Here is a 25606-nt window from a genome sequence, read left to right as displayed (position 1 = left end):
TTGTTTCGGCAACCTTCGCGTCACGAGAAACTCCTATGTTTCCGCCATTGTGTCCGGTAACATTCACGTACCCCGGGCATTGGATCGCACGACCCGACCACGTGCGGCCGACCGTCAACGATGACAAGGACTTTCGCATGAGAACACCCGAAACCCGCTCCCGGCGACTGCTCGCCGCCGGGATCAGCGTCGGTCTGGCAGCCTCGCTGTGCACCCTCGCCCCTGCCGCGTCTGCGGCCGACGTCCCCGCGCCGACCGCGCACTACGACATGTCCCACTCCGGCAGCACTCTGCTGGATGTCTCCGGCAACGGCCGCGACGCGACGCTCACCGGCCTGACGGACGCCTCATTCACCGACGCCGACGGCGATGCGGTGCTGCGCTTCAAGCGGGACGGATATGCGGCGCTGCCGCAGGGCCTCGTGACCGGCACGGACAACGCCTTCACCGTGGAGTACACCGTGTCGGCATCGACGTCAGGCAACCAGTTCGGCTGGGTCATCGGAGACGGCGTCGGCGCGTGGAACACCACCGCACTCGGCAACCACGTGTTCGTGAATCCGCGCTCGGCAGAGGGTTCGTACAGCGGCCAGGTCCTCTCCGGCATCCGGGTCAAGACCGGTTCGAGCAACGGCGAGGTGCGCGTTCCCGCCGGCGGCGGCCTGAACCCCGGATTCTCCACGATCACGATGGTCGGAAGCGGCGACCGGATCACCCTCTACCGCGACGGCCAGCAGATCTCGACCGTGACGCACGCCTACAGCCTCTCCTCGATCGTGCCGACGGGCAGCACCCTCGGCTACCTCGGCCGCTCGCTCTACGCGCCTGACCCGCTGCTGCAGGCGGATGTCACCGATGTGCGCTTCTGGGACACCTCACTGACCCCCGAGCAGGTGACCGCGAGCATGCCCACCGCCGAGCGGAAGGCTGCCAGCACCGACGCCCTGCTGCGACTGGATCTGCCGGCAGTCGTGCGGGGAGAGAACGCCTCGCTGGATGCGGTCCGCAGCGACCTCGTGCTGCCCGCGTCGTCGAACGGGATCACGCTCACCTGGTCGAGCTCCGACCCGTCCGTCATCTCCGCCACCGGCACGGTCTCCCGCGCCATCTCGTCCGACACCTCCGTGCAGCTCACGGCGACCACGTCGCTCGGCACCAGCATCCAGCTGACGGCCGTGGTCGTCGCACCCTCGGCATCCGCCGACCTGGACGCCATCGCCCTCGCACCGCGCACGACGGAGAACCTCCCGCTGGTGACCACCGGATCCGTGGACGGCTCGCAGATCACCTGGACGTCGTCCGATGCGTCACTGGTCTCCCCCACCGACCCCGGCTACACGGCCCCGGCCGCCGGCATGTCCGACCCGTACCGCGGAGGCGGGATCGTCAGCCGGCCGGCATACGGAGCGGGCGACCGGTCCGTGACCCTCACCGCGCACGCGACGGCGGGCGGCACGACGATCGAACGCGAATTCTCGGTCGCGGTGGCCGAACGCGCCCGCACCGCCCCAGATGCCGGCTATGCGGCGGCGTACTTCCGCTCCGACTCCGATGAGAAGATCTACCAGGCGGCGACGAGCGGCAACGACTTCTTCACCTTCTCACCCGTCAACGGCGGCGCTCCGGTGATCACATCGACGACCGATACCCGGGGACTCCGCGACCCGTACATCCTGCGCTCGCACGACGGCGACAAGTACTACATGATCGCCACCGACCTCTGCATCGGCTGCGGAACCGGCTGGGGACCGGCGCAGTCCGAAGGCAGCCTCAAGGTCGAGGTCTGGGAATCCACCGATCTCGTGCACTGGGACAGGACCAACGGCGAGAACACCGGCATCACGATCAACCAGCCAGAGGCCGGGATGACCTGGGCGCCCGAGGCGTACTGGGACGACGACTTGCAGTCGTACGTCGTCTTCTTCGCCTCACGTCTGTACTCGGACGCCTCGCACACGAACTCCGACAATCTGCACGCGCGGATGTTCGCCGTCCTGACGCGCGATTTCCAGACGTTCACCTCTCCACCGGCGACGTGGCAGGACACCGGTTTCGCGCGCATCGACTCGACGGTCACCAAGATCGGCGAGTATTACTACCGGTTCACCAAGAACGAGGACGGCGGCGCGGCCGGCCCCCTCGAAGCGGGCAAGGACATCTTCCTGGAGCGGTCGAAGGTACTGACCGCGCCGACCACGACCTCGAACTGGAACGCGGATCCCACGCAGACCTGGCAGCTCACCGACACCCGGATGACGGGGCTGGAGACGGGGCAGGCCGGCGAAGGCCCGGAGATCGTGAAGCTGAACGCCGGCGACCCGAGCAACACCGGCGGCGACGGTTATGTCTTCCTCGTCGACAACTACGGCGCCGGGGGCTACCGGGCATTCGTGACCACCGGTGACGAGATCGCGTCGAGCACGCAGGCCGATCGACTCTCGAAGCGGCCCGAGTGGAACGTGCGCCCGGCCGGCGGACTCCCCGCGAGCCCGCGCCACGGGGCGTTCGTGAGCGTGCCGCAGACGGTGCTCACCGCGATGCACGACTGGACCTCGATCGCGGCTGTCGCCTCGGCGACGGAGCTCACGGTGAATGGCCGCGAGGCCACAGCCACGGTGACGGCGGCCGACGACGGCGAGGTCGTTGGCACCGTCACGTTCTCGGGCGACGGCTGGACGCAGTCTGCGACGCTCGCGGATGCGGCGGCCACCGTCACGGTGCCCGCAGGAGTGACCTCCGTCACGGCCACCTACGACGGATACGCCGACGGCGCCGTCGCGACCTCGACGTCGACCGCCGAGACCGTGGCCGGCGACCTCGACCTCACCGCCTCGACCGCCGTGCGTTGCGTCGCCGGCAAGGCGCAGGTCGTCGTCACCGTTCGCAATCTCGACACCGTTCCCGCCGACACCGTGATCCGCACCCCGTTCGGCACGAAGACCGCCACCATCGCCGCGGGGGCTGCAGCCTCGACCTCGTTCCCGACGCGCCTCGCGTCGATCACGAGCGGCACGGCGACCGTGACCGGCATCGCCGCTGACGGCCAGCGCTACGAAGGCTCCGCGCCGATACCTCCGGGAGCCTGCGGCTGAACCACTCGGGTGCATCCGTCGTCCGACGGATGCGCCCACGGGTGGCTGAATCCGCCCGAACCCGAACACCCCAGACTGATCAGAGGAGATCATGAACGGCACCTTCAGCCAGCGCGTGCGCAGAGCGGCGGCCCTCACCGCCGCCGCCGCGACGGTCATCGCCATCGGCGTGACCACGTCACCATCTGCGACCTTCGCCGCCGACGGCCCCACCCCGCTCATCCACTACACCTTCGACGCCGCCGAGAGCGGCATCGTGGCCGATTCATCGGGCAACGGCAACGACGGCATCATCCGGCAGAGCGGAGCCGCCGTCGCAGACGGTCGGCTGTCGCTGCCGGGCGGAACGCGCGGCACCGCCGGGTATCTGGAGATCCCGACGGCGCAGCTCACCGGAAAGCAGCAGCTGACGGTGTCGACATGGCTCGCCGGTCGCTCCGGCCCCGGGAACACGGCAGCGGCCTTCATCGGCGCCCCGGTCGCCTCTGGCGCTTCGTACTCCAGCGGGTACTGGTTGCTCAACCCCGCGAACCCGAGCGGGTACGTGAAGTCGGTCGTCACCGGCACCGTGAACGCCGGTGCGCCCTGGGGCACCGAAGTCGGTCCCGGCTCCACGAACGCCGCCACCTCCGGCATCCGCACGCCAGCCACGATGTCGCTGTACACGACTGTGATCGACGGGGCGAGCAAGCAGCTCACCGTCTACGTGAACGGCACCCAGATCGCACAGCAGGCGCTGAACCGCGACGTGTCGTCGTTCGGATCGCAGCTGGTGTCGTACCTCGGCCGATCGACCTACAACGACCCTGGCTGGGCCGGCGACGTCGACGACTTCGCGGTGTACGGCGAAGCGCTCAGCGCCGCCGACGTGCAGCAGGTGTTCGCCGATCAGGCGCTCGAGCGCGCGGTCGCCGCGGTGACGGTGCCGGCCACCGCCGATGCCGATTTCACCCTGCCGACGGCTGCCAGCGGGGCCACGATCTCGTGGGCATCCGACAATGCCGCCGTCACGATCATCGGCGGCGATGCCGCGGTCGTCCGGCCCGCAGCGGGGTCGGCAGACGCAACCGCCACTCTCACCGCGACCTTCACGGCCGCTGGGGAGAGCACGACCCGCACCTATACGGTCACGATCCCCGCTGAGCTCACGGATGCCGCAAAGGCGGAGGCCGACATCGCCGCCGTCGACCTCGGCGCGACTGATGACATCCGCACCAGCATCGCCGTCCCCACGACGGGGGCGCACGGCTCGACGCTGACCTGGTCAGTCACGTCGGGTTCCGCGCACGCGGAGATCCGCGACGGGGTCAAGGCGGGTTCGGCGACCGTGTCGATCACCCGTCCGGCAGCGGATGCCGCGGCCGTCGACGTGGTCCTCACGGCCACGGCGACCAGCGGCTCGGCGACAGCCGAGCGCGAATTCACGCTGACGGTGCGCCCGATGCCCGCAGCATCCGCCGACCCGGAGGCCTATGTCTGGGCCTTCTTCACCGGTGAGGGGGCCGGCGCCGAACGCGTCAGTCTCGCCGCGTCTCAGGGGAACGACGCACTCCGCTGGAACACCCTGAACGACGGCGAGCCGATCTTCACCTCCACCCAGGGCACGCAGGGACTGCGCGACCCGTTCATCATCCGCTCGCACGAGGGCGACAAGTTCTACATGCTCGCCACCGACCTGAAGGTAGCCGGACTCCCCGGGGGCTTCACGACGGCGCAGATCTCCGGCTCCCGCTCGATCGAGGTGTGGGAATCGACCGACCTGGTGAACTGGTCGGCGCAACGGCACGTCGAGGTCTCATCGCCGTTCGCCGGGAACACCTGGGCGCCCGAGGCGTACTGGGATGACGAACTCGGCCGCTACGTCGTGTTCTGGGCATCGAACCTGTACCCCACCGCCGATCCCGCCGACCGCACCGGCGTCACCTACAACCGCATGATGTACGTCACGACCGACGACTTCGTGACCTTCTCGGAACCGCAGGTCTGGACGGACGTCGTCAACAACAACTGGGGAACCATCGACTCGACCGTCGCGAAGAAGGACGGCACGTACTACCGCTTCAGCAAGGACGAGTCGTCGATGACGCTGCGCCTGGAGAAGTCGACCGACCTGCTCGCACCGATCTCGGGAACGTACCCCGGTACGACCGGGCCGGCCGACGAGTGGACGCTGATCAAGGACGAGGTGGCCACCGGCCTGCCGAACGGCGAACCGGGCGGCACTTACACCCACGGGGAGGGACCGAGCGTGTTCCCGTCGAACCCCGGTGATGTGAACGGCTTCGACTGGTACCTGTTCATCGACCAGCCGTCCTACCACGGCGGACCGAACCACTACATCCCGTTCGGCTCGACCGACATCACGGACGGCGACTCCTGGCAGCCGTTGGGCGAGACGCTGCGCGCGAACCTGCCGCAGAACAGCGATGGGGGCAAGCCGCGTCACGGCACGGTGCTGCCGGTGACCCGCTCCGAGTACGAGAAGGTGCTCGAGGCGTACGCGCCGGCGATCGCCGTCGCGCAGGTCGACCCGATCGCGGTGTCGACGCGGGCAGGCACTGCACCGGTGCTGCCGGATGCGCGGCTGACCACGGCCGACGGCACGGTGAAGACCGCATCCGTCGCCTGGGAGGGCATGGATCCGGAGGACTATGCGACCACCGGCACGTTCACCGTTCGAGGCGTCGCTCAGGACGAATCGCGGATGCCGGTGACGGCGACCGTCACCGTGACCCCGGGAATCAGTGTCGTCGCCTCGACGCGCTGCGTGGCCGGAAAAGCGGTCGTCGTCGCGACGGTCGCGAATGCGGCGTCGCAGTCGGCGTCCGTCGTGGTGGCATCACCGTACGGGACGCGCACGCTCACCGTCGCCGCGGGATCGAGCGCCTCGGCATCCTTCTCATCCCGTCTCGCCACGGCACCAGCCGGCGAGATCTCCGGCACCGTCGACGGCGCCGTCTCGACCGCAAGCTACGGAGGTCGCTCATGCTGAAACCCATCCGCACCGCGCTGCACATCGCGCTGACCGCGGCGATCGCGCTGGGCGCTCTCGGCGCGGCCGGGGTCGCACAGGCGCCCGCCGCGCAGGCCGTCGGCGAGGACACGTTCACCAATCCGCTCGCTCCAGACACGGCCGATCCGACGATCGAGTTCCACGACGGCAACTACTACATGGTGTCGACGACGTGGGACAACAGGGTGGTGATGCGCAAGGCGCCGACGCTCGCCGCGCTCGGCACCACCAAGCCAGTCACGGTCTACTCCGACACCAACGCCGGGCGCAACGGGAACATGTGGGCTCCGGAACTCGCGCGGATCGCGGGGCCGAACGGCACGCGCTGGTATCTGATGTACACGATGGGCGTCGCGGGCAACTACGGCACTCAGCACCTGCAGGTCATCGAGAGTGCAGCCGATGACCCGATGGGTCCGTACACCTACAAGGGCCGGCCGATCCCGACCGACGACTGGAACATCGACGGCTCCTACATGGAGCTGAACGGCGAGCTCTTCGTGCTCTGGTCGGCGTTCGCGCCGGACGGGCTGCAGAGCAACTACATCGCCCGAATGTCGGACCCCTGGACCGCGACCGGACCTCTGAACATCCTGTCCCAGCCGGTCGAGGCCTGGGAGACGATCGGCCAGCCCGTGAACGAGGGACCGATCGCGTTGCAGAAGGACGGGCGAACCTGGGTCACCTACTCGGCGAGCTTCTGCGGCACCGAGGACTACCAGCTCGGCACGCTCGAGTACCTCGGGGGCGACCCGGTGCTGTCGTCATCGTGGCAGAAGAGCGACGGGCCGGTGTTCTCGAAGGCCAACGGCGCCTACGGCACCGGTCACAACGACTTCTTCACCTCGCCGGACGGCACCGAGACGTGGAATCTGTACCACGCCAACGCCCGACCGGATGGTGGATGCAGCCGCGAACGCTCGGCGCGAGCGCAGGAGGTGACCTGGGATGCAGCCGGCGAGCCCGACTTCGGCATCCCTCAGGCCACCACCACCGCGGTGATGGTGCCGAGCGGCGAGAACGCGCCGATCACGGCGCAGGTCGAAGGGGCGCGCTGGAACCTCGTCAGCCGCAGCACCGGTCAGTGCGCCACGGTGGGATCGGATGCCGACGGAGCGGCGCTCGCGCCCGGAGACTGCTCCTCGTCGCGGTCGCGCTTCGTGCTCGACTCGACCGGTGACGGATATCTGCGCCTCGTCGGCGCGGCGAGCGGTATGACTCTCGGTCCTCTCGACTGCGCCTCCGCCGAGGGCACGGCGGTGCAGCAGACACCGTTCCGCACCTCGGGGTGCCAGCAGTGGACGGTGACCCCGACGACGGGCGGCTGGTCGATGCTGACGAACCGCACGAGTGGCAAGGCTCTCGCGGCGGGCGACGGGGCGATCGTGCAGTCGGCGGCGGATGCCTCGGCCGCCCAGGACTGGGCGCTGCGCCCGGCCGGCGCTGTCGCGGTCACCTCGATCGTCTCGGGCAAGGCGCTCGAAGTGCCGAACTGCTCGAGTGCAGACGGTGCGATCCTGCAACAGCGCGAGTACACCGGTACTGCCTGCCAGAGCGTCACGTTCACGACCGCGGCGAACGGCGAATCCGAGATGCACCTCGGCTCGGCACCGGAGAAGTGCCTCGCGGTGAGCGGCGGGTCGACTGCCGACTCCGTCGCCGTCACGCAGGGCGCCTGCGGCATCGCTGGCAGCACGTGGCGAGTGCTGGTCTCGGGCGACGGTGTCATCGAGTTCCGCAACGGCACGAGCGGCAAGGCACTGGATCTCTCGTTCTGCGCCGTCTCCGACGGCACGCGCGTGCATCAGTACAGCGTGCTGAATAACGACTGCCAGCGGTTCCGGCTGTCGTCGGTCGCGCCGGATCCGGTGGCACCGGTCGTCACAGTGGAGGCCACTGCCGCGACGCGCTGCGTGGCAGGCAAGGCGGTCGTCGTCGCGACGGTGCGCAATGCGGATGCCGTCGTGCTCGACATCACCGCGACGAGCACCTACGGCACGAAGTCGTTCGCTCTCGCGACCGGCGAATCGCGCAGTGCGTCCTTCAACACCAGGGTGGCCTCGCTGCCGGCAGGGTCGGTGCAGGTCACCGCGACGGGGCCGACAGGGAGCGCGACCGTGTCTGCTGCCTACGCGGCGAAGGGCTGCTGAGTCCGGCGCCGGGTCGGCCGGGGAGAACCTGGCCGGCCCTTCGCATGGTCAATAGTGATCGGCAGGTTCGGGCCGTCGCGCTCGGGCCCGTCAGTTCAGGCCAAGCCCGTCAGGTTCCGGCCGGGTACGTCAGATTCCGGCCCACCACCTGATCAGGCCGTCATGCTCACGCACTCACCGTTACGCTCGCCCCTCGGCTCGCTATGCTCGCCCACCACGCACGACGCGGCCCACATTCGGCGGGTGTGCTCGGTGTCACCTCGATGCCCGACATTCACGCTGACCCGAAATTACTTCTGGGTCATGGGCCGCCCCTCTCCCCCGGTTCAGAAGGGCGGTGGGGTGTCATCTTCAGTGAAGATGACGGTATTCGGGGGTGGTGGCCGATCGAGGTAGACCTTCCCGGTGGGGCTGGTCCACGCGAAGACACCGCCTTCGAGTTGTTCGACGTGCCATGGGGAGTTGTGTTTGAGGACGTGATGTCGGCGGCAGAGATCTCCGAGGTTCTCCTCGCTGGTCGCCCCGCCCAAGGCTGCATCCTGATTGTGATCGATGTCGCAATCCGCGGCGGGGAGTCCGCAGGTGGGGAAGCGGCAGCGTTGATCCCGTGCCCGCAGCAGTCGCTTGAGGTGTGCAGAAGGCCGGTATCGGTCCACGGCGAGCAACCCGCCGGTGATCGGGTGCGTGAGGATCCGGTCCCACCCGGATGCAGCCCCGGCAAGCCGCCGGGCGGTGGCGGGGTCGATCGGGGTGCGACCGTTCAACTCCGCCGGAGTCGTGCCGACGCCGATCAGCGTCGTGATCGGTACGGTGACCGATACGTGCGCGGTGATTCCGGCCAGGAGAGCCTCAGGGGTGTCGTGTCCGGCGGGGGTCCCGGTGAGGAGGAGGTCGAGGGCGAGGTCGCAGCGGATCTGATCGAGCGTGCGCTCGTCACCGGCGTCCGCCTGCCCCTGCACCGCCTTCGCCATTGACGTGACCCGGTCGAACGCTCCGTGCACGAGCGCGGCGGGCCCGCGCAGACCGAACTCCGCGATCCCAGCGGCATCGTCTCTCGCCCACACGCCCCGCTCGTCGAGGGCATCCTGGTGCCGGTCCTGGATCGGACGCACCTGCAACCGTTCTGCGACCCGTCGGGCCATCCGCCCCACCCGATTCGGGGACTCCGTCTCGGCGAATTCGATCATCTGCTCCGAGTACGCGTCCCGCGCGGCCGGATCCTCAAGATGTTCGGCGGCGTCAACAATGACACGGGCATGCCCAGCGCTGATCCGCCCGGCGCCCTGCGCCTGCCACACCGACGGGAACTGCTCCACCAGGAACGATGCTTCCGTCATCCGTCGTTGCACCGTCCGGTCGCTGACCCGCAGCGCGGCACCCATCTCCGCCGCGACCGTCCGCAACGCCATGTCGCCGTAATCGGGGTGCCCGGCCTGCTGGGCGACGTCAAGAGCGACCCGGGAGCCGAGGGCGAGCATCCCGTCCCTGGCGGCCTGCAGACTACTGATCGTGCGCTCGATCTCCACGACCGAGTCGGTGAGCGCAGCCAGCGTCGCCACCTGCTCCACTGTCGCATCCATCAACGCCGTCATAACCCCCAGTACACCAGGGGCCACCGACATTCCAACCCCAGATCAGGGGGCATAACTGCCCCGAGAATCACACTTGGATAACGACGGCTCAACGGCGGTAATAGATCGACCACCTCCCCGCTGATAACGATCAGTCGCGGTGTGGTCCAGGGCTGTCAACGACCGCCTCCGTGCACGGTTCCCGACTACTCAGTGACGACGAATGCGAGACGCGGAAGCTCGCGGCCGGGAATGGAACCGCTAGGCGTGGTACCGATCCGTCGAGCACCGAATCGTAGATAGAACGACTCCGCACCGGGATCAGCGTCGAGTTCCAGGCGCGTGAACCCTGCGGCCCGCGCGGCGTGCAGGGCATGCTCAAGCAGCATTCGGCCGCAGCCGGTGCCTATCGCAGACGGATCAATGAACAACGCCGACAGTTCGCCGTCATTCGGCTCACCTCCCAAGAGGCAGAAGCCAAGAACCGTGTCGCCCTGCTCCACGACCCACATCAGTCCAGATCCGCAGACGGTCGCATCGAACGTCAGCTCAGCTCGGCACGCTTCAAGAAACTCGGCCGAGTATCCCCAGTGGCCCTTCGAACGCAACGCCAACGCGGAGATCTCGCTATGCTCCTCGGCCCTTGCCCCCCGTATGTGCAAATCACTCACGAGTCTCACTATGCACGCGATGACGCGCGAGACGCCAGCCGCTAGCGACGGCCTGCCGCAAACGATCGTTCACGGCAGGTTGACAATCCGGTTCACGCACGCTCGACACGCCTGCTGGTGGCCACCAGAACGCCTTGCCGGCAAGATCGGACACAGTAGCTCGATGACGGCCGGAGGAATCGCGGTGATTCCCCTCCCCTCAAATAGCTGTCCTCCCGAGGTCACCACGAGCGGCCGGGGCAGGCGCAAGGGACTCGCCCTCGTGGAACTCCCCCATCAGGAGTTCGTGGCGGAGGGCGCCCAGCGTGCCGTCGAGCCGACCGACGAGCGTCTCGACACCCAGCCGACCGAGTTCTGCGGCCGGCGAGACCACGACAGCCAGTTCGGGATCCGCCATGGCGGAGATCTCGATCGTCGACCCTATGAGGACGACCGACAGGTCGCGAGGGACGGATACGCCCAGCCTGCCGAGCCCGCTCACCAGACCGACTGCGGCGTGTTCGTTGAGGACGAGCATCGCCGTCGCCTCGGGCGCCTCAGCGATCAGTGTCGATGCGAATGCGCGCCCGGCGGCCGGAGTCGCCGTGCACCGGAGCGTCCGCCCGCGCAAACCGCGCGCCGCGCAGACGGCATGGAACGTCTCGTCCACGCGGACGGCCGGGCCATACCCTTCGAGACCCGGACTCTCGGACTCCTCGAGCAGGACGAAGTCCCGGTGCCCGAGCGATTGCAGGCGGTCGATCGACTGCTCGACCATGCCCTCGAAGTCGACGTCCACGTAGTCGAGGCCGGACGGATCGCGGTTGCGGCCGATGAGGGTCAACGGGGTCTTCGCGGCGAGCAGCTGATCGATCCGGTGGTCGTCGAGCTGCACCTCCATGAGGATGACGCCGTCGACGAGCCCGTCCGATGTGAGCTCGCGCAGGGAGTCGGAGTCGTTCGCCACCGGCCAGAGGACGACCGTGTACCCGAGCTCGGACGCAGCCTCGGCGGCTCCGGTGAAGAATCGGGCGGCGGTGTCCGAGAGACGGTGCTGCAGGACGGGGAACAGCAGCGCGATGATGCGCGTGCGGCGGCTGGCGAGCGCCCGCGCCACGGCGTTGCGACGGAAATCGAGTTCGGCCATCGCCGCCTCGACGCGAAGCCTGGTGCCCGGAGCAACCGGCTTGGAGTCATTCACGACGAATGAGACAGTGGCGACGGAGACACCGGCGAGCCGCGCGACGTCACGCATCGTTGCCATGAATCCTCGTTTCCCCACTGTCGATCCTCGGTCAGTCTCTCACGGATCCCGATGCAGTAAACCGGTTAAATTTCTCTTGACTTTGGCTGAGCCCCCGAGGCAAGCTGGTCTCCGAAGCGCCCAGTAAACCGGTTAACTATTCGGTGACGGGTACCACGACCTCGACCGGCGAAGGAGCCGCGATGACACCCACCGGGCCCGACACCGACCCTCGTCCCGGTCACGCACTCCGCGTCGCGATCATCGGTTACAGCTTCATGGGCACCATCCACGCGCAGGCTTGGACCACCGCTCCCCGCTTCTTCGATCTCGCTGACGGCGTCGAGCTCGTCGCCGTCAGCGGCCGCGACGCCGGCGCTGCTCGCGCCTTCGCCGACAAGTTCGGCATCGCCGACGTGGAGACCGACTGGCGCGCGCTGCTGACCCGCGGCGACATCGATGTGATCGACATCTGCACCCCCGGGCATCTGCACGCGGAGATCGCGATCGCCGCCCTCGACGCCGGCATCCACGTGCTCTGCGAGAAGCCGCTGGCCAACTCCGTCGAGGAGGCCGAACGGATGGCGGCCGCAGCCGAGCGCGCCGCAGTGAAAGGCGTGCAGGCGATGGTCGGCTTCAGCTACCGCCGCACTCCCGCGCTCGCCTACGCCAAGCGCTTGATCGAGGATGGGCGGCTCGGCACCATCCGCCACATCCGTGCGCAGTACCTGCAGGACTGGATCGTCGACCCCGAGTTCCCCCTCGTGTGGCGACTCGATGCCGAGCAGGCGGGCTCCGGGGCGCTGGGCGACATCGGCGCGCACATCATCGATCTCGCCCGATTCGTGACCGGGCACGAGCTCACCGGCGTGAGCGCCCTGTCGTCCACCTTCGTGACGGAGCGCCCGCTTCCGACCGCCTCCAGCGGTCTGAGCGCCTCCGCAGACAGCGGGTCGGGCGACGACCGGGCGATGGGACGTGTCACCGTCGATGACGCGGTCGTCTTCATCGGCCGCACCGACGGCGGCGCACTCGCATCCTTCGAGGCGACCCGCTTCGCCTCGGGACGCAAGAACGCCATGCGCCTTGAGGTCGACGGATCACTCGGTTCGATCTCCTTCGATTTCGAGCGGATGAACGAGCTCCAGTTCCACGACCACACGCTCCCGGCAGAGGAGGCGGGGTTCCGCCGCATCCTCGTGACCGAGCCGGGGCATCCCTACGCAGCAGCGTGGTGGCCCGCCGGCCACGGCCTCGGCTACGAGCACACCTTCGTGCACGAGGTCGCCGACTTCGCCCGCGACCTCGCCGCCGGCCGCGCGCCGGCACCCGGATTCGCCGACGGTCTCATCGTGCAGCGCATCCTCACCGCCGTCGCGGCGAGCGCAGCGGCCGACGCCGCGTGGACCGAGATCCCCCACTGACAGAACGACCCGCACCACCGACGCCGCACGCACCCTCACCAGGCAAAGGAGCCACGATATGAGATCCACCAGCACATCGAACCCCCGCCGGCCGCTCCGCAGGCCGCGCGTCATGGGTTCGCTCGCGATCCTCGCGATCGCCCCGCTCGCCCTGACCGCCTGTGGCGGCGGCGGCGCGGCATCCGGCGGCGACCCGGACACCCTCACCATCCTCGATTACTACAACAACGAGCCCGACAAGACTCTGGTCGGCGACGCGCTCGACCGCTGCGCCGACGAGATCGGCGTCACGATCAAACGCGAGACCGTCCCCGGCAAGGACCTCATCCAGAAGGTCCTACAGCAGTCATCGTCCAAGACGCTGCCGGACGTCCTCATGCTCGACAATCCCGATGTCCAGGAGATCGCCGCGACCGGCGGCCTGTCTCCGCTCAGCGACTACGACGTCGACACATCGGGGTTCGCGCAAGGCATCCTCGACGCCGCCAGCTACGAGGGCGAGGTCTACGGACTCGCCCCGACCGTGAACACCATCGGCCTGTTCTACAACGAGGATCTTCTCGCCGCCAAGGGCATCACCCCGCCGACCACCTGGGCCGAGCTCAAGACCGCAGCGGCCGCGCTCACCGAGGGCGACACGTACGGTCTGGCGTTCAGCTCGATCGCCACCTATGAGGGCAGCTGGCAGTTCCTTCCGTTCATGTGGACCAACGGCGGCGATGAGACGGATCTCACGTCACCCGCGGTCGCCGAGGCCCTCCAGTTGCAGGTCGACCTCGTCGAGTCCGGCTCCGCCTCGAAGAGCGTCATCAACTGGTCCCAGGCCGACGTCAACGACCAGTTCATGGCCGGCAAGGCCGCGATGATGATCAACGGACCGTGGCAGATCCCGGCGCTCAGCGCAGACGCCGACCTGAACTACGGCAGCGTCCAGGTGCCGGTCAACCAGGCCGGCCAGACACCGGTCGCACCCCTCGGCGGCGAGGTGTGGACCGTCCCGGTGACAGGCGATGACGCCAAGCAGGCAAAGGCGGCCGAGTTCGTCGAGTGCATCTCGAACGACGAGAACCAGCTCGCACTCGCCGAGGCCCGCTTCACCGTCCCGACGAAGACCGCCCTGGCGGAGCAGTACGTGGCGAAGGTGCCGGAGATGGCAGCCTTCACCGAGCAGGTCGCGAACGCCCGTTCACGCACCGGCGAGCTCGGCGAGGACTGGCCGGAAGCCGCCACCGAGATCTACACCGCCATCCAGCTCGCCCTCACCGGGCAGGCGACGCCCTCCGAGGCGTTCGAGCAGGCAGCGGCGGGCTGATCCTGGTGAGCAGCAGCATCGCCGGAAGCGGCCGGACGCACTCCCGCCGCTTCCGGCGCGAGGAGCTCGTGAAACTCGGCTTCGTCCTGCCCGCGGCGCTCTACATCGTCCTGTTCTTCGGCTACCCCGTGGTCAAGAACATCACGATGAGCCTGCAGGAGTACACGACGAAGACCTTCTTCACCGGCGAGGCGCCCTGGGTCGGGTTCGCGAACTACGCGACCGTGTTCGGTTCGCAGCTGTTCACGCCGGCCCTGCTGAACACGGCACTGTTCACGATCGGTTCGATCGCCGGGCAGTTCCTCATCGGGCTCGCCCTCGCCGTGTTCTTCAAGAGGCGTTTCCCGCTGAGCTCGTTCCTGCGGGCGATGCTGCTGCTCCCCTGGCTGCTGCCGTTGATCGTCTCGAGCGCGACCTGGCGCTCGATCCTCGATCAGGACAGCGGCGTCCTCAATGCCGCACTGGAGTCGATCGGCCTCTCCGGAGTCCCGTGGCTGACCAGTCCGTCGGTCGCGCTGCTCGCCGTGGTGCTCGTGAACATCTGGATCGGCATCCCGTTCAACGTCACCATCCTCTACGGCGGACTGCAGGACATCCCCGACGAACTGTACGAGGCGGGCGCACTCGACGGTGCCACCGGCTGGAAGGCGTTCCGCCACATCACCTGGCCGAACCTCCGGCCCGTCGTGAGCGTGGTCCTCGTCCTCGGCGTCGTGTACACGATCAAGGTGCTCGACATCATCCTCGGGCTCACGAACGGCGGGCCGGCGAACGCGACCCAGACCCTCGCGGTCCGGAGCTACCAGGAGTCGTTCGTGAACTTCGAGTTCGGTGTCGGGGCGGCGTTCAGCAACATCCTGATCGTCATCTCGCTGCTCTTCGCCATCGTGTACCTGCGCGCCAACCGCCGCGCCGTCGACGAGTAAGGACCGACCATGACCACGACCAGCATCGTCACCGGCGGGGCCCAGCGGCGTCGGCCGTTCGATCCGGCCGGCGCACGCAGGCGACCCGGCCCGCGGCGGCACCTGGGCTACACGTTCATCGGCATCGTGATCCTCGCGATCATGCTCTTCCCCGTCTACTGGATGGTGAACGCCTCGCTGCAACCGTCGGGGAACACGCTCACGGGCGACTTCTTCCCCGTCAACCCCAGCTTCGCCGGCTACGAGAAGGCGTTCGCCGACCAGGGCGGCCACCTCCTCACGAGCCTCGCGATCTCCCTCGGGACCGTCGTGCTGACCCTCGCGATCGCCGCCCCGGCCGCCTATGCACTCGCGCAGTTCCGCTTCCGGTGGATCAGCATCGCTCTGCTCGTCATCCTGATCGCACAGATGATCCCTGGCATCGTGATCGCGAACGCCCTCTACTCGGCCTACAACGATCTCGGCATGCTGAACTCCATCCCCGGGCTCATCCTCGCCGACGCCTCGCACGCGATCCCCTTCGCGATCCTCATCCTGCGGGCGTCGATGCAGACCATCCCGCCATCCATCGTCGAGGCCGCACGAGTGGACGGAGCCGGCCTGGTCCGCGCGTTCGTCTCGATCGTCGTACCGGTGAGCCGCAACGCGCTGATCACGGCCGGCCTGTTCGCCTTCCTGTTCTCGTGGAGCGACTTCCTCTTCGCCCTCACCCTCACCACCACCGAGGACGTGCGACCGGTGACGCTCGGCATCTACCAGTACCTCGGCTCGCAGGTCTCGAACTGGAGCGCCGTCATGGCGACCGCCGTGCTGTCATCACTGCCCGCCATCCTGCTGCTCGTCATCGCCCAACGGTTCATCGCGGCCGGCGCCACCGGCGGTGCCGTGAAATGACCTCGAACACACCAGACCACCCGACACATCCCCGAAGGAGCACGACCATGTCCGACACCCGAGCCACCCCCATCCGGGTCCTCGTCTGGGGCGAGAACCGCCACGAGCAGCTGGAGGAGAAGGTCCGTGCGATCTATCCGGACGGCATGCACACCACGATCAAGGAGGGCATCGAGGAGTATCTCGGCGCCGAGGCGATCGTCACCACGACGACCCTCGACGAGCCGGAACACGGCCTGACCGAGGAGGTCCTCGCCGCGACCGACGTGCTCGTCTGGTGGGGGCATGCCGCGCACCACGAGGTCTCCGACGAGGTCGTCGAGCGCGTGCATCAGCATGTGCTCGCCGGCATGGGCCTGCTCGTCCTGCACTCGGGCCACTGGTCGAAGATCTTCGGCACGCTCATGGGCACCAGCTGCACGCTGCGGTGGCGTTCCGAAGAAGACCGTGAGATCGTCTGGACGGTCGATCCCACCCACCCGATCGCACAGGGCATCCCGCACCCGTTCATCATCCCCGCGCAGGAGATGTACGGCGAGTTCTTCGACGTCCCGGCGCCGGACGAACTGATCTTCCTCTCGACCTTCACCGGCGGTGAGGTCTTCCGCTCCGGCATGACCTACAAGCGCGGCTTCGGGAAGATCTTCTTCTTCTCGCCCGGCGATCAGGACTACCCCGTCTACCACCACGAGCACGTGCGCCGCGTGCTCGCGAACGGCGTCCGCTGGGCCGTGACCCTGCGCCCGGAGCGGGCCGTGCCCGTGTTGCTGCGCTATGAGACCGAAGACTTCTACAACGGCCGCGGTTACCAGGGAGCCCTCGTCCGATGAGTGCACCGCTGAACGGAGACTTCGCCACGCTCGCGGACTCGGCAGCTCCCGTCCGAATCGTGCTCGTCGGGGCCGGAGGAATGGGCCGCGCGTGGTTGGGGACCATCCTCGCGAATCCGGCCACCGAGCTCGTCGGCGTCGTCGACCTCGATACCGCGCTCGCCGAAACAGCCGTCTCTGACGCCGGGCTGCAGCCGGGCGAGGGCGGCGTGCTCGTCGGGACCAGCGTCTCGGAGGTCGCCAGGGCGACCGGTGCCGACGCCGTCGTGAACGTGACCGTTCCCGTGGCCCACCACCCGGTGAACACGGAGGCGCTGTTCGCCGGACTGCCGGTGCTCTGCGAGAAGCCGATCGCGCCGACGGTCGCGCAGGCGCTCTCGCTCGCGGCGACGGCCGAGGCCAGTGGACAACTGCTCATGACCAGCCAGTCACGGCGGTACTACGCCTCGATCGCCGCGTTCCGTGAGCAGATCGCGTCCCTGGGAAGGCTCGGATCCGCGACGACCGAGTTCTTCAAGGCGCCGCATTTCGGTGGTTTCCGCGACGAGATGCCGCACGTGCTGCTCGTCGACATGGCCATCCACGCCTTCGACGCCGCGCGCTTCCTCCTCGGCAGCGACCCGGTCTCGGTCTACTGCGAGGAGTTCAACCCGCCGTGGAGCTGGTACGCGGCCGACGCCGCGGCCACCGCGGTCTTCGAGTTCGAGGGAGGCGTGCGCTACACGTACACCGGCAGCTGGTGCGCCGACGGACTGGAGACGTCGTGGAACGGCATGTGGCGGGTCAACGGTGAGCACGGTTCGGCCGCCTGGGACGGCGATACGGCGCCGCAGCGCCAGCTCGCCCCGCAGAACGGCGTGCCAGCGGCGATCGAGACGCCGACGGCGATGGCCACCGTGCCCGCGGAGATCGCCGGGTCCCTCGTGGAGTTCGTCGGCGCCCTACGCGACGGCCGCGTACCGTCGGGAGAGGTGCACGCGAACGTTCTGAGCCTCGCGATGGTGGAGGCCGCCGTCCGCTCCGCCGAGTCGGGGACGCGCGTCGCGATCGCCGAGGTTCTGGAGCAGGCGTATGCGCAGGCGGTCTCCGACGAGCCGCGCGACGATGTCCGCCAGGCCCTGGTCGCCTGGGGCGCTGCTGCGGACGGGCTCACCTGACCCGAGGCGGGTCGTCGTCCGTCCGGGGCCCCGGACTCAGAGACCGAGGCGCTCCAGGTACTCGTTCACGAACCGACGCTCGGGGTCGCACGACGCGGCGAGCGCGGCGAAGTCGTCCCAGCGCGGGTAGCGGGCACGCACCGCGGCGCCGTCGAGGGTGAACACCTTTCCCCAGTGCGGGCGAGCGGATGCCGGCAGCGCCGCCTCGAGGGTCGGGAGGAACTCCCGGACGGCGGCCTCATCGGGCTTCCACGTGAAGTGCAGGCCCACGGCATCCGTTCCGGAGGAGGAGCTCAGCCAGAGTTCGTCCGCCTTGACCGTGCGGATCTCGTTCACCAGCAGCAGCGGCGCGATCCGGTCGGCGAGCGAGCGGACCGCCTCGATCGCCGCGACGGCGTCGGTCCGCGGCACCAGGTACTCGCTCTGAATCTCTGCTCCGGCGGAGGGCGTGAACTCGAGCTTGAAGTGCGGCAGCCGCTGGAACCAGGCACCGGCGACGCCGCCCTGCTCGGTGCACGCCTCCGGATCGACGCCGAGGATCGGGTGCCGCTTGCCCTCGGCGGCCGCCGCGCCGAGACGAGCGGCGAGGTCGTCGCGCTGCGACTGCCCGGCTCGAGCATCCGCCCGGGTGGCCGCGACCCGCTGCTTGATCCAGATCTGGTCGGCGACGTCCGTCTGCTGCCACGTCGAGAAGATGCTGACGCTGGTTCCGGCGCCGGTGACCGCGCCCAGGTCGGCGAGGATCGCGTCCCATGAGGGATGCTCGAAGACGTGCTGAGCGATCTGGTAGGTCGGCTCGACGTCGAGCGTGACCTCGAGCACCGCGCCGAGAGCGCCGAGGCTCACGACCGCCCCGTCGAAACCCTCATCGCCGCGCGCGAGCGTGCGGATATCGCCGGATGCGGTCATGATGCTGAGGCCGCGCACGGCAGTGGACAGCGCGCCGATCCCGTCACCGGATCCGTGGGTACCGGTGGCGACCGCACCGGCGACCGAGATGTGCGGCAACGAGGCGAGGTTCGCCAGCGCGAGCCCCTCGTCTTCGAGTCGTGATGCGATGTCGCCGTAACGGAGCGCACCCGCGACCCGGACCGAGTCCCGTGCTGCGCCGACCTCGTACGTCGCCGGCATCCGATCCAGCGCGATCAGCGCGCCCGCCGTGTCAGCGATGTCGTTGAAGCAGTGACGCGTGCCGAGAATCCGGGTCTGGCCACCGGTCGCGATCAGCGCGCGCAGCTCATCGACCGACTCCGGGTGTGACACTCCAGCGGCTCGATACTCGAGGTTGCCCGCCCAGTTGCGCTCAATGCTCATCGTGTCAGGATAGCGATCGAACTACATCGTTGTACTCCGCGATCGCCCAGGCTCCCCGTTAGGCTGACCGGATGACAGCGATGCCGCCGCCGCGGGCCACGATGAAGGACGTCGCTGCCCTCGCCGGCGTCTCGCCGAAGACCGTCTCCAATGTCGTCACCGGCACTGTGGCCGTCCGCGACGAGACCAAGGCCCGCGTCGAGGCGGCAATGGCGGAGCTCGACTTCGTCCCGAATCTGAGCGCCCGAGGACTGCGCAAGGGGCGATCAGGGATCATCGCCCTCGCGCTCCCTGACCTTGCCACCGCGTATTCGGCGGAGCTCGTGCACCGCATCGTCGAAGCCGCCCATGAACGCGGGCTGGCGGTGCTGATCGAGGAGACGGCGTCGGAGCCGGAGCGCGAGAAGGAGCTGCTGTCCCGCGCCCGCGCCCAGCTCATCGACGGCATGATCCTGAATCCGGTCCGCCTCGAGGACAGCGTCGTCAAGTACGCCGACCGACTGCCGCCGCTCGTGGTGATCGGCGAGGTCGAGCAGAACAGGGCCGATCATGTGCGCATCGACAGCCGCCTCGCGGCCGCCGACGCGACGCGCCACGTGCTGTCGCGTGGCGCCCGCCGCATCGCCGTGATCGGCGCCGATGAAGACCGATCGGTCGCGACCGCGACGAGCCGACTGAGACTCGAAGGCGTCCACGATGCGCTGCGCACCGCCGGCCTCGCGGCCGATCCCGCTCTGGAGGTCAATCTCCTGCCGTGGTCGATGTCCAGTGGCGCCGAAGCAGCGCGGATCCTGCTCTCGCGCGGCGTCGATTTCGATGCGATCATCGCGCTCACCGACTCTCTCGCACTCGGCGTGCTGCATGCCCTGCATGAGCACGGCATCCGCGTTCCCGAAGATGTGATCGTGACCGGGTTCGACGATGTGGAGTTCTCGGAGTTCACCTCGCCATCGCTCACCACGATCGCGTTCGACCGCCGCGAGCTCGCCGAGGCCGCGCTGGGCCTCCTCGAATCGCGGATGGATGACCGCAGCGCCGCGCCGCGAGGCCTGACCCTCTCTCACCGGCTCATCGAGCGCGCCAGCACCGCCGGGCCCCCTGCCGGCCACCATCCCTGAACCCGCACCCCGCTTCAAAGAGCGCAAACGGCTGCATTCGGACCGTGGATGCAGCCGTTTGCGCTCTTTGAAAGCGGGGCGCTCTTGCGCTCGGATTACCACGATGTAATGATGGGTGCGCCCCCAGCCCGCAGTCACGAAGGAGTGACGAATGACGCCCCCGATAGAACCCGCAGGCCTATCCAGACGACAGTTCCTGAGCGTCGCCGGGCTGACAGCCGGCACCGCCCTCCTCGCCGGGTGCGCCCCCGGCGCCACCCTGGGCTCCGGCCCCCAGACCCTGCAGTTCTGGCACCTGCTCTCCGGCGGTGACGGCGTCACGATGTCGACGCTTCTGCAACAGGCGAACGACGCGCAGGATGCGTTCCGCATCCGTCCGACCGTGCTCGCCTGGGGCACCCCGTACTACACGAAGCTCGCGATGGCCGGCGCCGGTGGCCGTGCTCCCGATGTCGCCGTCATGCATGCCACCCGCACCGTCGGCTGGGCACCCGGCGGCCTGCTCGACCCGTGGGACCTGGACCGCCTCGCCGAGCTCGGCATCGACGGCTCGAAATTCCCGGATCCGATCTGGGAGAAGGGCTTCGTCGGCGAGAACATGTACAGCATCGCCCTCGATGCCCACCCGTTCGTGATGATGTTCAACACCGATATCTGTGATGCGGCCGGCGTTCTCGACACCGACGGCGCACTGAAGAAGACGTCTTCTCCGGAAGAGTTCGTCGACCAGCTCCGAACGGTCAGCGGCACGGCGGAAGGCCACGCGCTCTCCTACGGATACCTGGGCGACGGCGCCCAGATGTGGCGCCTGTTCTACTGCCTGTATGCGCAGCACGGGCTGGCGATGGAGCTCCCGATCGGCGGCAAGGCCATCATCGACAAGGATGCCGCGATCGAATCGCTCGAATTCATGCAGACCCTGCTCGACGGCGAGATCGCCGCGGCGCAGAACGACTACGGCAGCGCAGTGGCGGAGTTCGCGACCGGCAAGAGCGGGATGCTCTTCACCGGCGTCTGGGAGCTGCGCACCATGCAGAACGCGAAGCTGCCCTTCGATGCCACCGTCATCCCCACGCTGTACGGCACTCCGGCCGTGTACGCCGACTCGCACTCCTTCGTCCTGCCGAATCAGACCAACCCGGACCCGGCGAAGCGGGATCTCACGTACCGATTCGTCGCCGACATGCTGAAGGGCTCGTTCGGCTGGGCGGAGGCCGGGCACGTTCCCGCGTTCCTGCCGGTCACGCAGTCGCCGAAATACGACGACCTCCTCCCGCAGGCGCACTACGCCGAAGCCGCCGAGCACGTCGTCTACGACCCGACGGCCTGGTTCACCGGGTCGGGATCGAGCTTCCAGGGCGAATTCGGCGCCGCCGTGCAAGGAGTGCTGCTCTCCGGCGACGACCCGGCAGCCGCGATCGACCGCTTCGAAGCCCGCGTCAACACCCTGCTCGCGCAACCCAACCCGGCAGACCCCGAGGGGACGTGGAAGCCATGACGAACACCGCCACCTCCACACGCGCGATCGTCACCGGCGGAGCATCCGATCTCCGTCCGCGTCGCGCGGGCACCGGGCGCCGCGAGCAGCTGGTCAGCTGGGCGTTCCTCGCGCCGTTCGTCGTCGCGTTCGTCCTGTTCCTCATCTGGCCGATCGTGCACGGGATCTACCTCAGCTTCACCGACCAGTCCCTCACCGGTGCCGGCGGATCGCTCGTGGGCTTCGCGAACTATGCCGAGGCGCTGACGGACCCCGTGATGTGGCGGTCGATGGGGAACACGGTGTGGTTCACCCTGCTCTCCACGGTCCCGCTGGTGGCGATCGCCCTGCTGATGGCCGCGCTCGTCGACCGGGGGCTTCCCGGGCAGTGGCTGTGGCGACTGTCGTTCTTCATGCCGTATCTGCTCGCCTCCACCGTCATCTCGCAGATCTGGGTGTGGATCTTCAACCCTCAGATCGGCGCGGCGAACAACGTCCTCGAGGCCTTCGGACTCGAGCCGCTCGCATGGCTGCAGAACCCCGAGACCAACATGATGTCGATCGTGATCGCCACGGTCTGGTGGACGGTCGGATTCAACTTCCTGCTCTATCTCGCCGCGATGCAGAACATCCCGCCGCAGCAGTACGAGGCGGCGTCGCTGGACGGCGCGAGCACCTGGCGTCAGTTCTGGTCGATCACGCTGCCGCAGCTCGGTCCGGCCACCGTACTCATCCTGCTCCTGCAGATCCTCGCCTCGCTGAAGCTGTTCGACCAGGCGTACCAGATGCTCGGCGGCGTCGCGAGCGACACCACCCGTTCGATCGTCCAGTACATCTACGAAGCCGGTTTCACCAGCTACCGATTCGGCTACTCGGCCGCGATCTCGTACGTCTTCTTCGCCCTCATCGTCATCGTCGGCGTCGCGCAGGCCGTGGTCTCGCGCCGCCGGAAGGAGCAGCTGTGATGTCTGCCACCACTCTCGCACCCACGACCGAGACGATCGTCGCTCCGCAGGCGCGCGCGAGGCGTCGCCCGCACGTCCCCGGCCAGAAGCCGTTCGGCCCGCTGCGCATCGTCGCGTTCGCCGTGCTCGCGCTGCTCGCGATCGGCTGGCTGCTGCCCTTCCTCTGGGCGGTCGCCACCGCGTTCAAGACGGAGACGGATGCCGCATCCGGCGACCCCGGATGGATCGGCGCCTCCGGTCCGACGATCGAGGCGTTCACGGCGATCCTCTCGCAGGGGAACGTCTACACCTGGGCGTTCAACAGCCTGTGGACGTCGGCGGCGGTGACCTTGATCACCCTGGCGATCTCGGCCCTGGCGGCCTACGCGTTCTCGCGGCTCGACTTCACCGGCCGCAAGTGGCTGTTCGCCGTCATCATCGCGTCGATCGTGGTGCCGCCGCAGGTGCTGATCATCCCGCTGTTCTACCAGATGCTCACCTTCAACATGATCGACACCTACTGGGGCCTGATCCTGCCGCAGGTGGTGGCGCCGGCGATGGTGTTCATCCTCAAGCGGTTCTTCGACGCGGTCCCGATCGAGCTCGAAGAGGCGGCACGCGTGGACGGCGCCAGCCGGTTCCGGATCTTCTGGTCGATCGTGCTGCCGCTGTCACGGCCGATCCTGGCATCGGTGGCGATCTTCGTGTTCATCGGCGCGTGGAACAACTTCCTCTGGCCGTTCCTGGTCATCAACGACACCACGCTGATGACTCTTCCGGTGGGACTGCAGACCGTCATCAGCGCCTACGGCGTCCAGTACGCACAGGTCATGGCGCAGGCGGTCCTCGCCGCACTCCCCCTCATCATCGTGTTCATCATCTTCCAGAAGCAGATCGTCAAAGGCGTCGCGACCAGCGGCTTCGGCGGTCAGTGAACCCCTCAATTGGAGAGCAATGAGTAGCGCCCGCATCACCATCGACCGCGACTTCACGATCGCCGACGTCCCCCGGAGACTCTTCGGATCGTTCGTCGAGCACATGGGGCGCTGCGTGTACACCGGCATCTACGAGCCGGGGCACCCGCAGGCCGATGAACGCGGCTTCCGCACGGACGTGCTCGCGCTGGTGCGGGAGATGGGCCCGACGGTCGTCCGCTACCCGGGCGGCAACTTCGTCTCGGGCTACCGGTGGGAGGACGGCGTGGGTCCCGTGGAGGGTCGTCCCGTGCGCATCGACGGCGCCTGGCACACGATCGAGACCAACGCCTTCGGCCTGCACGAGTTCATGGACTGGGCGAAGGAGGCCGACGTCGAGGTCATGGAGGCGATCAACCTCGGCACTCGTGGCGTCGAGGAGGCCCGGTCGCTCGTCGAATACGCCAACCACCCCGGCGGAACGTACTGGTCGGACCTGCGTCGCAAGAACGGCGCCGAGCAGCCGTTCGACATCAAGCTGTGGTGCCTGGGCAACGAGCTCGACGGCCCGTGGCAGATCGGCGGCAAGACAGCCGGCGAGTACGGGCGACTGGCGCAGGAGTCGGCCAAGGCGATGAAACTCGTCGACCCGTCGATCGAGCTGGTGGCCGTGGGCTCGTCCTCCCGTTCGATGCCGACCTTCGGGACATGGGAGCACACGGTGCTCACCCACGCGTACGACGAGGTCGACTACGTCTCGATGCACGCCTACTACCAGGAGCACGACGGCGACGCCGAGTCGTTCCTCGCCGAGTCGGTCGACATGGATGCCTTCATCGAGGGTGTCATCGCGACGGTCGATGCGGTCAAGGCCGCGGGCAAGCACACCAAGCAGGTCGACATCTCGTTCGACGAATGGAACGTCTGGGACCAGGTGAAGTACAACGACGTCGAGGCAGGCGAGATCGCGAAGGCGGGGTGGCGAGAGCATCCGCGTCTGATCGAGGACACCTACGACGTGACCGATGCCGTCGTCGTCGGCACCCTGCTCAACAGCCTCCTGCGCCACGGCGACCGCGTGAAGATCGCGAACCAGGCGCAGCTGGTGAACGTGATCGCGCCCATCCGCTCGGAGGAGAACGGACCGGCCTGGCGACAGACGAGCTTCTGGCCGTTCGAGCGGATGGCGCGTCTCGCACAGGGGCGCATCCTGCGGCTCGCGGTGTCGGCGCCGCAGATCGAGACGAAGCGCTACGGCGGCGTCGATGCGGTCGACGCCGCCGCGACCTGGGATGAGGAGACCGGACGCGTCGTGGTGTTCGTCGCGAACCGCTCGCTGAGCGAGGAGAGCGACCTGACGATCGACCTGCGCGGGATGGGCGGGCTTCGGGTCGTCGGGGCCGAGACGCTCACGATCCCGGAGGGCGGCGACCGCCTGACCACCAACCTCGAGACCACTCCGGATGCCGTGCACATGGTCCCGCTCGCCGCGGCCGAGATCGTCGACGGTGCCGTCCGCGCAACTCTCCCGGCGCTCTCCTGGTCGGTGATCGAGCTGGAGGCGACTCGCGCGTAGC

General features: G+C 68.2%; 18 protein-coding genes. 14 read left to right on the top strand and 4 right to left on the bottom strand.

The annotated features are described in order from the left end of the window. The first annotated feature begins 137 nt into the window (after positions 1 to 137). The 3 genes from MRBLWO13_RS07100 to MRBLWO13_RS07090 all read left to right on the top strand — a co-directional run bounded on the left by MRBLWO13_RS07100 (position 138) and on the right by MRBLWO13_RS07090 (position 8255). Positions 138 to 3092, top strand: coding sequence for an immunoglobulin-like domain-containing protein (locus tag MRBLWO13_RS07100; protein WP_341977388.1), 2955 nt, complete (start codon positions 138 to 140; stop codon positions 3090 to 3092). 91 nt (positions 3093 to 3183) lie between these two features. Further along, positions 3184 to 6084: an immunoglobulin-like domain-containing protein gene (locus tag MRBLWO13_RS07095; protein WP_341977386.1), complete on the top strand. Its 2901-nt coding sequence runs from the start codon at positions 3184 to 3186 to the stop codon at positions 6082 to 6084. Next, positions 6078 to 8255 carry a family 43 glycosylhydrolase gene (locus tag MRBLWO13_RS07090; RefSeq protein ID WP_341977384.1) on the top strand — a complete coding sequence of 726 codons (2178 nt, stop codon included), beginning with the start codon at positions 6078 to 6080 and terminating at the stop codon, positions 8253 to 8255. Before MRBLWO13_RS07095 ends, MRBLWO13_RS07090 begins: the two co-directional genes overlap by 7 nt. A gap of 326 nt (positions 8256 to 8581) precedes the next feature. Here the strand turns inward: MRBLWO13_RS07090 and MRBLWO13_RS07085 are convergent, their stop codons facing one another. The 3 genes from MRBLWO13_RS07085 to MRBLWO13_RS07075 all read right to left on the bottom strand — a co-directional run bounded on the left by MRBLWO13_RS07085 (position 8582) and on the right by MRBLWO13_RS07075 (position 11740). Beyond that, positions 8582 to 9847 carry a DUF222 domain-containing protein gene (locus tag MRBLWO13_RS07085; RefSeq protein ID WP_341977382.1) on the bottom strand — a complete coding sequence of 422 codons (1266 nt, stop codon included), beginning with the start codon at positions 9845 to 9847 and terminating at the stop codon, positions 8582 to 8584. 185 nt (positions 9848 to 10032) lie between these two features. Further along, on the bottom strand, positions 10033 to 10497 hold the full coding sequence (locus tag MRBLWO13_RS07080) for a GNAT family N-acetyltransferase (RefSeq protein WP_341977380.1): 465 nt from the start codon (positions 10495 to 10497) through the stop codon (positions 10033 to 10035). A 199-nt stretch (positions 10498 to 10696) separates the two neighbouring features. Then, positions 10697 to 11740 (bottom strand): LacI family DNA-binding transcriptional regulator, encoded by a 1044-nt coding sequence (locus tag MRBLWO13_RS07075; RefSeq protein WP_341977378.1) that lies wholly within the window; start codon positions 11738 to 11740, stop codon positions 10697 to 10699. A gap of 182 nt (positions 11741 to 11922) precedes the next feature. Here MRBLWO13_RS07075 and MRBLWO13_RS07070 point away from each other — a divergent pair, with 182 nt between their 5' ends. The 6 genes from MRBLWO13_RS07070 to MRBLWO13_RS07045 all read left to right on the top strand — a co-directional run bounded on the left by MRBLWO13_RS07070 (position 11923) and on the right by MRBLWO13_RS07045 (position 18262). Beyond that, entirely contained in the window at positions 11923 to 13143 is a 1221-nt protein-coding gene (locus MRBLWO13_RS07070; protein ID WP_341977376.1) for a Gfo/Idh/MocA family oxidoreductase, read from the top strand. 58 nt (positions 13144 to 13201) lie between these two features. Then, a complete protein-coding gene (locus MRBLWO13_RS07065) occupies positions 13202 to 14455 on the top strand; it encodes an ABC transporter substrate-binding protein (protein WP_341977375.1) in 1254 nt (417 codons plus the stop codon). A gap of 68 nt (positions 14456 to 14523) precedes the next feature. After that, positions 14524 to 15381 (top strand): sugar ABC transporter permease, encoded by an 858-nt coding sequence (locus MRBLWO13_RS07060; RefSeq protein ID WP_341978315.1) that lies wholly within the window; start codon positions 14524 to 14526, stop codon positions 15379 to 15381. A gap of 9 nt (positions 15382 to 15390) precedes the next feature. After that, positions 15391 to 16275 carry a carbohydrate ABC transporter permease gene (locus tag MRBLWO13_RS07055; RefSeq protein ID WP_341977373.1) on the top strand — a complete coding sequence of 295 codons (885 nt, stop codon included), beginning with the start codon at positions 15391 to 15393 and terminating at the stop codon, positions 16273 to 16275. A 47-nt stretch (positions 16276 to 16322) separates the two neighbouring features. Then, positions 16323 to 17105, top strand: coding sequence for a ThuA domain-containing protein (locus MRBLWO13_RS07050; RefSeq protein ID WP_341977371.1), 783 nt, complete (start codon positions 16323 to 16325; stop codon positions 17103 to 17105). Then, the gene (locus MRBLWO13_RS07045; protein ID WP_341977369.1) at positions 17102 to 18262 is read left to right on the top strand and encodes a Gfo/Idh/MocA family oxidoreductase; all 1161 of its coding nucleotides are present in this window, start codon (positions 17102 to 17104) and stop codon (positions 18260 to 18262) included. The genes MRBLWO13_RS07050 and MRBLWO13_RS07045 overlap by 4 nt, the downstream gene beginning before the upstream one ends. Before the next feature lie 36 nt (positions 18263 to 18298). Here MRBLWO13_RS07045 and MRBLWO13_RS07040 read toward each other — a convergent pair whose 3' ends face one another. Then, positions 18299 to 19576: a D-arabinono-1,4-lactone oxidase gene (locus MRBLWO13_RS07040; RefSeq protein ID WP_341977367.1), complete on the bottom strand. Its 1278-nt coding sequence runs from the start codon at positions 19574 to 19576 to the stop codon at positions 18299 to 18301. Between the two features lie 71 nt (positions 19577 to 19647). Between MRBLWO13_RS07040 and MRBLWO13_RS07035 the strand changes: the two genes are divergently transcribed. The 5 genes from MRBLWO13_RS07035 (at position 19648) to MRBLWO13_RS07015 (ending at position 25605) form a co-directional block, all read left to right on the top strand. Beyond that, positions 19648 to 20694: a LacI family DNA-binding transcriptional regulator gene (locus MRBLWO13_RS07035; protein WP_341977365.1), complete on the top strand. Its 1047-nt coding sequence runs from the start codon at positions 19648 to 19650 to the stop codon at positions 20692 to 20694. Positions 20695 to 20845: 151 nt separating this feature from the next. After that, entirely contained in the window at positions 20846 to 22192 is a 1347-nt protein-coding gene (locus MRBLWO13_RS07030; protein ID WP_341977363.1) for an extracellular solute-binding protein, read from the top strand. Beyond that, the gene (locus MRBLWO13_RS07025) at positions 22189 to 23136 is read left to right on the top strand and encodes a sugar ABC transporter permease (protein ID WP_341977361.1); all 948 of its coding nucleotides are present in this window, start codon (positions 22189 to 22191) and stop codon (positions 23134 to 23136) included. Before MRBLWO13_RS07030 ends, MRBLWO13_RS07025 begins: the two co-directional genes overlap by 4 nt. Continuing rightward, on the top strand, positions 23136 to 24050 hold the full coding sequence (locus MRBLWO13_RS07020) for a carbohydrate ABC transporter permease (RefSeq protein WP_341977360.1): 915 nt from the start codon (positions 23136 to 23138) through the stop codon (positions 24048 to 24050). Before MRBLWO13_RS07025 ends, MRBLWO13_RS07020 begins: the two co-directional genes overlap by 1 nt. A 19-nt stretch (positions 24051 to 24069) precedes the next feature. Beyond that, positions 24070 to 25605 carry an alpha-N-arabinofuranosidase gene (locus tag MRBLWO13_RS07015; protein WP_341977358.1) on the top strand — a complete coding sequence of 512 codons (1536 nt, stop codon included), beginning with the start codon at positions 24070 to 24072 and terminating at the stop codon, positions 25603 to 25605. The last annotated feature ends 1 nt before the right edge of the window (position 25606 follow it).

The organism is Microbacterium sp. LWO13-1.2 (assembly GCF_038397725.1).
In the GTDB taxonomy this organism is placed as follows: Bacteria; Actinomycetota; Actinomycetes; order Actinomycetales; family Microbacteriaceae; genus Microbacterium.
The sequence above is the reverse complement of the archived record's forward strand: the minus strand, read 5'-3'. Positions and strand labels throughout refer to the sequence as shown.

Coding starts and splice junctions, on each gene's coding strand:
- MRBLWO13_RS07100 (WP_341977388.1), top strand. CDS start 138: ATGAGAACACCCGAAACCCGCTCCCGGCGACTGCTCGCCGCCGGGATC.
- MRBLWO13_RS07095 (WP_341977386.1), top strand. CDS start 3,184: ATGAACGGCACCTTCAGCCAGCGCGTGCGCAGAGCGGCGGCCCTCACC.
- MRBLWO13_RS07090 (WP_341977384.1), top strand. CDS start 6,078: ATGCTGAAACCCATCCGCACCGCGCTGCACATCGCGCTGACCGCGGCG.
- MRBLWO13_RS07085 (WP_341977382.1), bottom strand. CDS start 9,847: ATGACGGCGTTGATGGATGCGACAGTGGAGCAGGTGGCGACGCTGGCT.
- MRBLWO13_RS07075 (WP_341977378.1), bottom strand. CDS start 11,740: ATGGCAACGATGCGTGACGTCGCGCGGCTCGCCGGTGTCTCCGTCGCC.
- MRBLWO13_RS07070 (WP_341977376.1), top strand. CDS start 11,923: ATGACACCCACCGGGCCCGACACCGACCCTCGTCCCGGTCACGCACTC.
- MRBLWO13_RS07065 (WP_341977375.1), top strand. CDS start 13,202: ATGAGATCCACCAGCACATCGAACCCCCGCCGGCCGCTCCGCAGGCCG.
- MRBLWO13_RS07055 (WP_341977373.1), top strand. CDS start 15,391: ATGACCACGACCAGCATCGTCACCGGCGGGGCCCAGCGGCGTCGGCCG.
- MRBLWO13_RS07050 (WP_341977371.1), top strand. CDS start 16,323: ATGTCCGACACCCGAGCCACCCCCATCCGGGTCCTCGTCTGGGGCGAG.
- MRBLWO13_RS07045 (WP_341977369.1), top strand. CDS start 17,102: ATGAGTGCACCGCTGAACGGAGACTTCGCCACGCTCGCGGACTCGGCA.
- MRBLWO13_RS07040 (WP_341977367.1), bottom strand. CDS start 19,576: ATGAGCATTGAGCGCAACTGGGCGGGCAACCTCGAGTATCGAGCCGCT.
- MRBLWO13_RS07035 (WP_341977365.1), top strand. CDS start 19,648: ATGACAGCGATGCCGCCGCCGCGGGCCACGATGAAGGACGTCGCTGCC.
- MRBLWO13_RS07030 (WP_341977363.1), top strand. CDS start 20,846: ATGACGCCCCCGATAGAACCCGCAGGCCTATCCAGACGACAGTTCCTG.
- MRBLWO13_RS07025 (WP_341977361.1), top strand. CDS start 22,189: ATGACGAACACCGCCACCTCCACACGCGCGATCGTCACCGGCGGAGCA.
- MRBLWO13_RS07020 (WP_341977360.1), top strand. CDS start 23,136: ATGTCTGCCACCACTCTCGCACCCACGACCGAGACGATCGTCGCTCCG.
- MRBLWO13_RS07015 (WP_341977358.1), top strand. CDS start 24,070: ATGAGTAGCGCCCGCATCACCATCGACCGCGACTTCACGATCGCCGAC.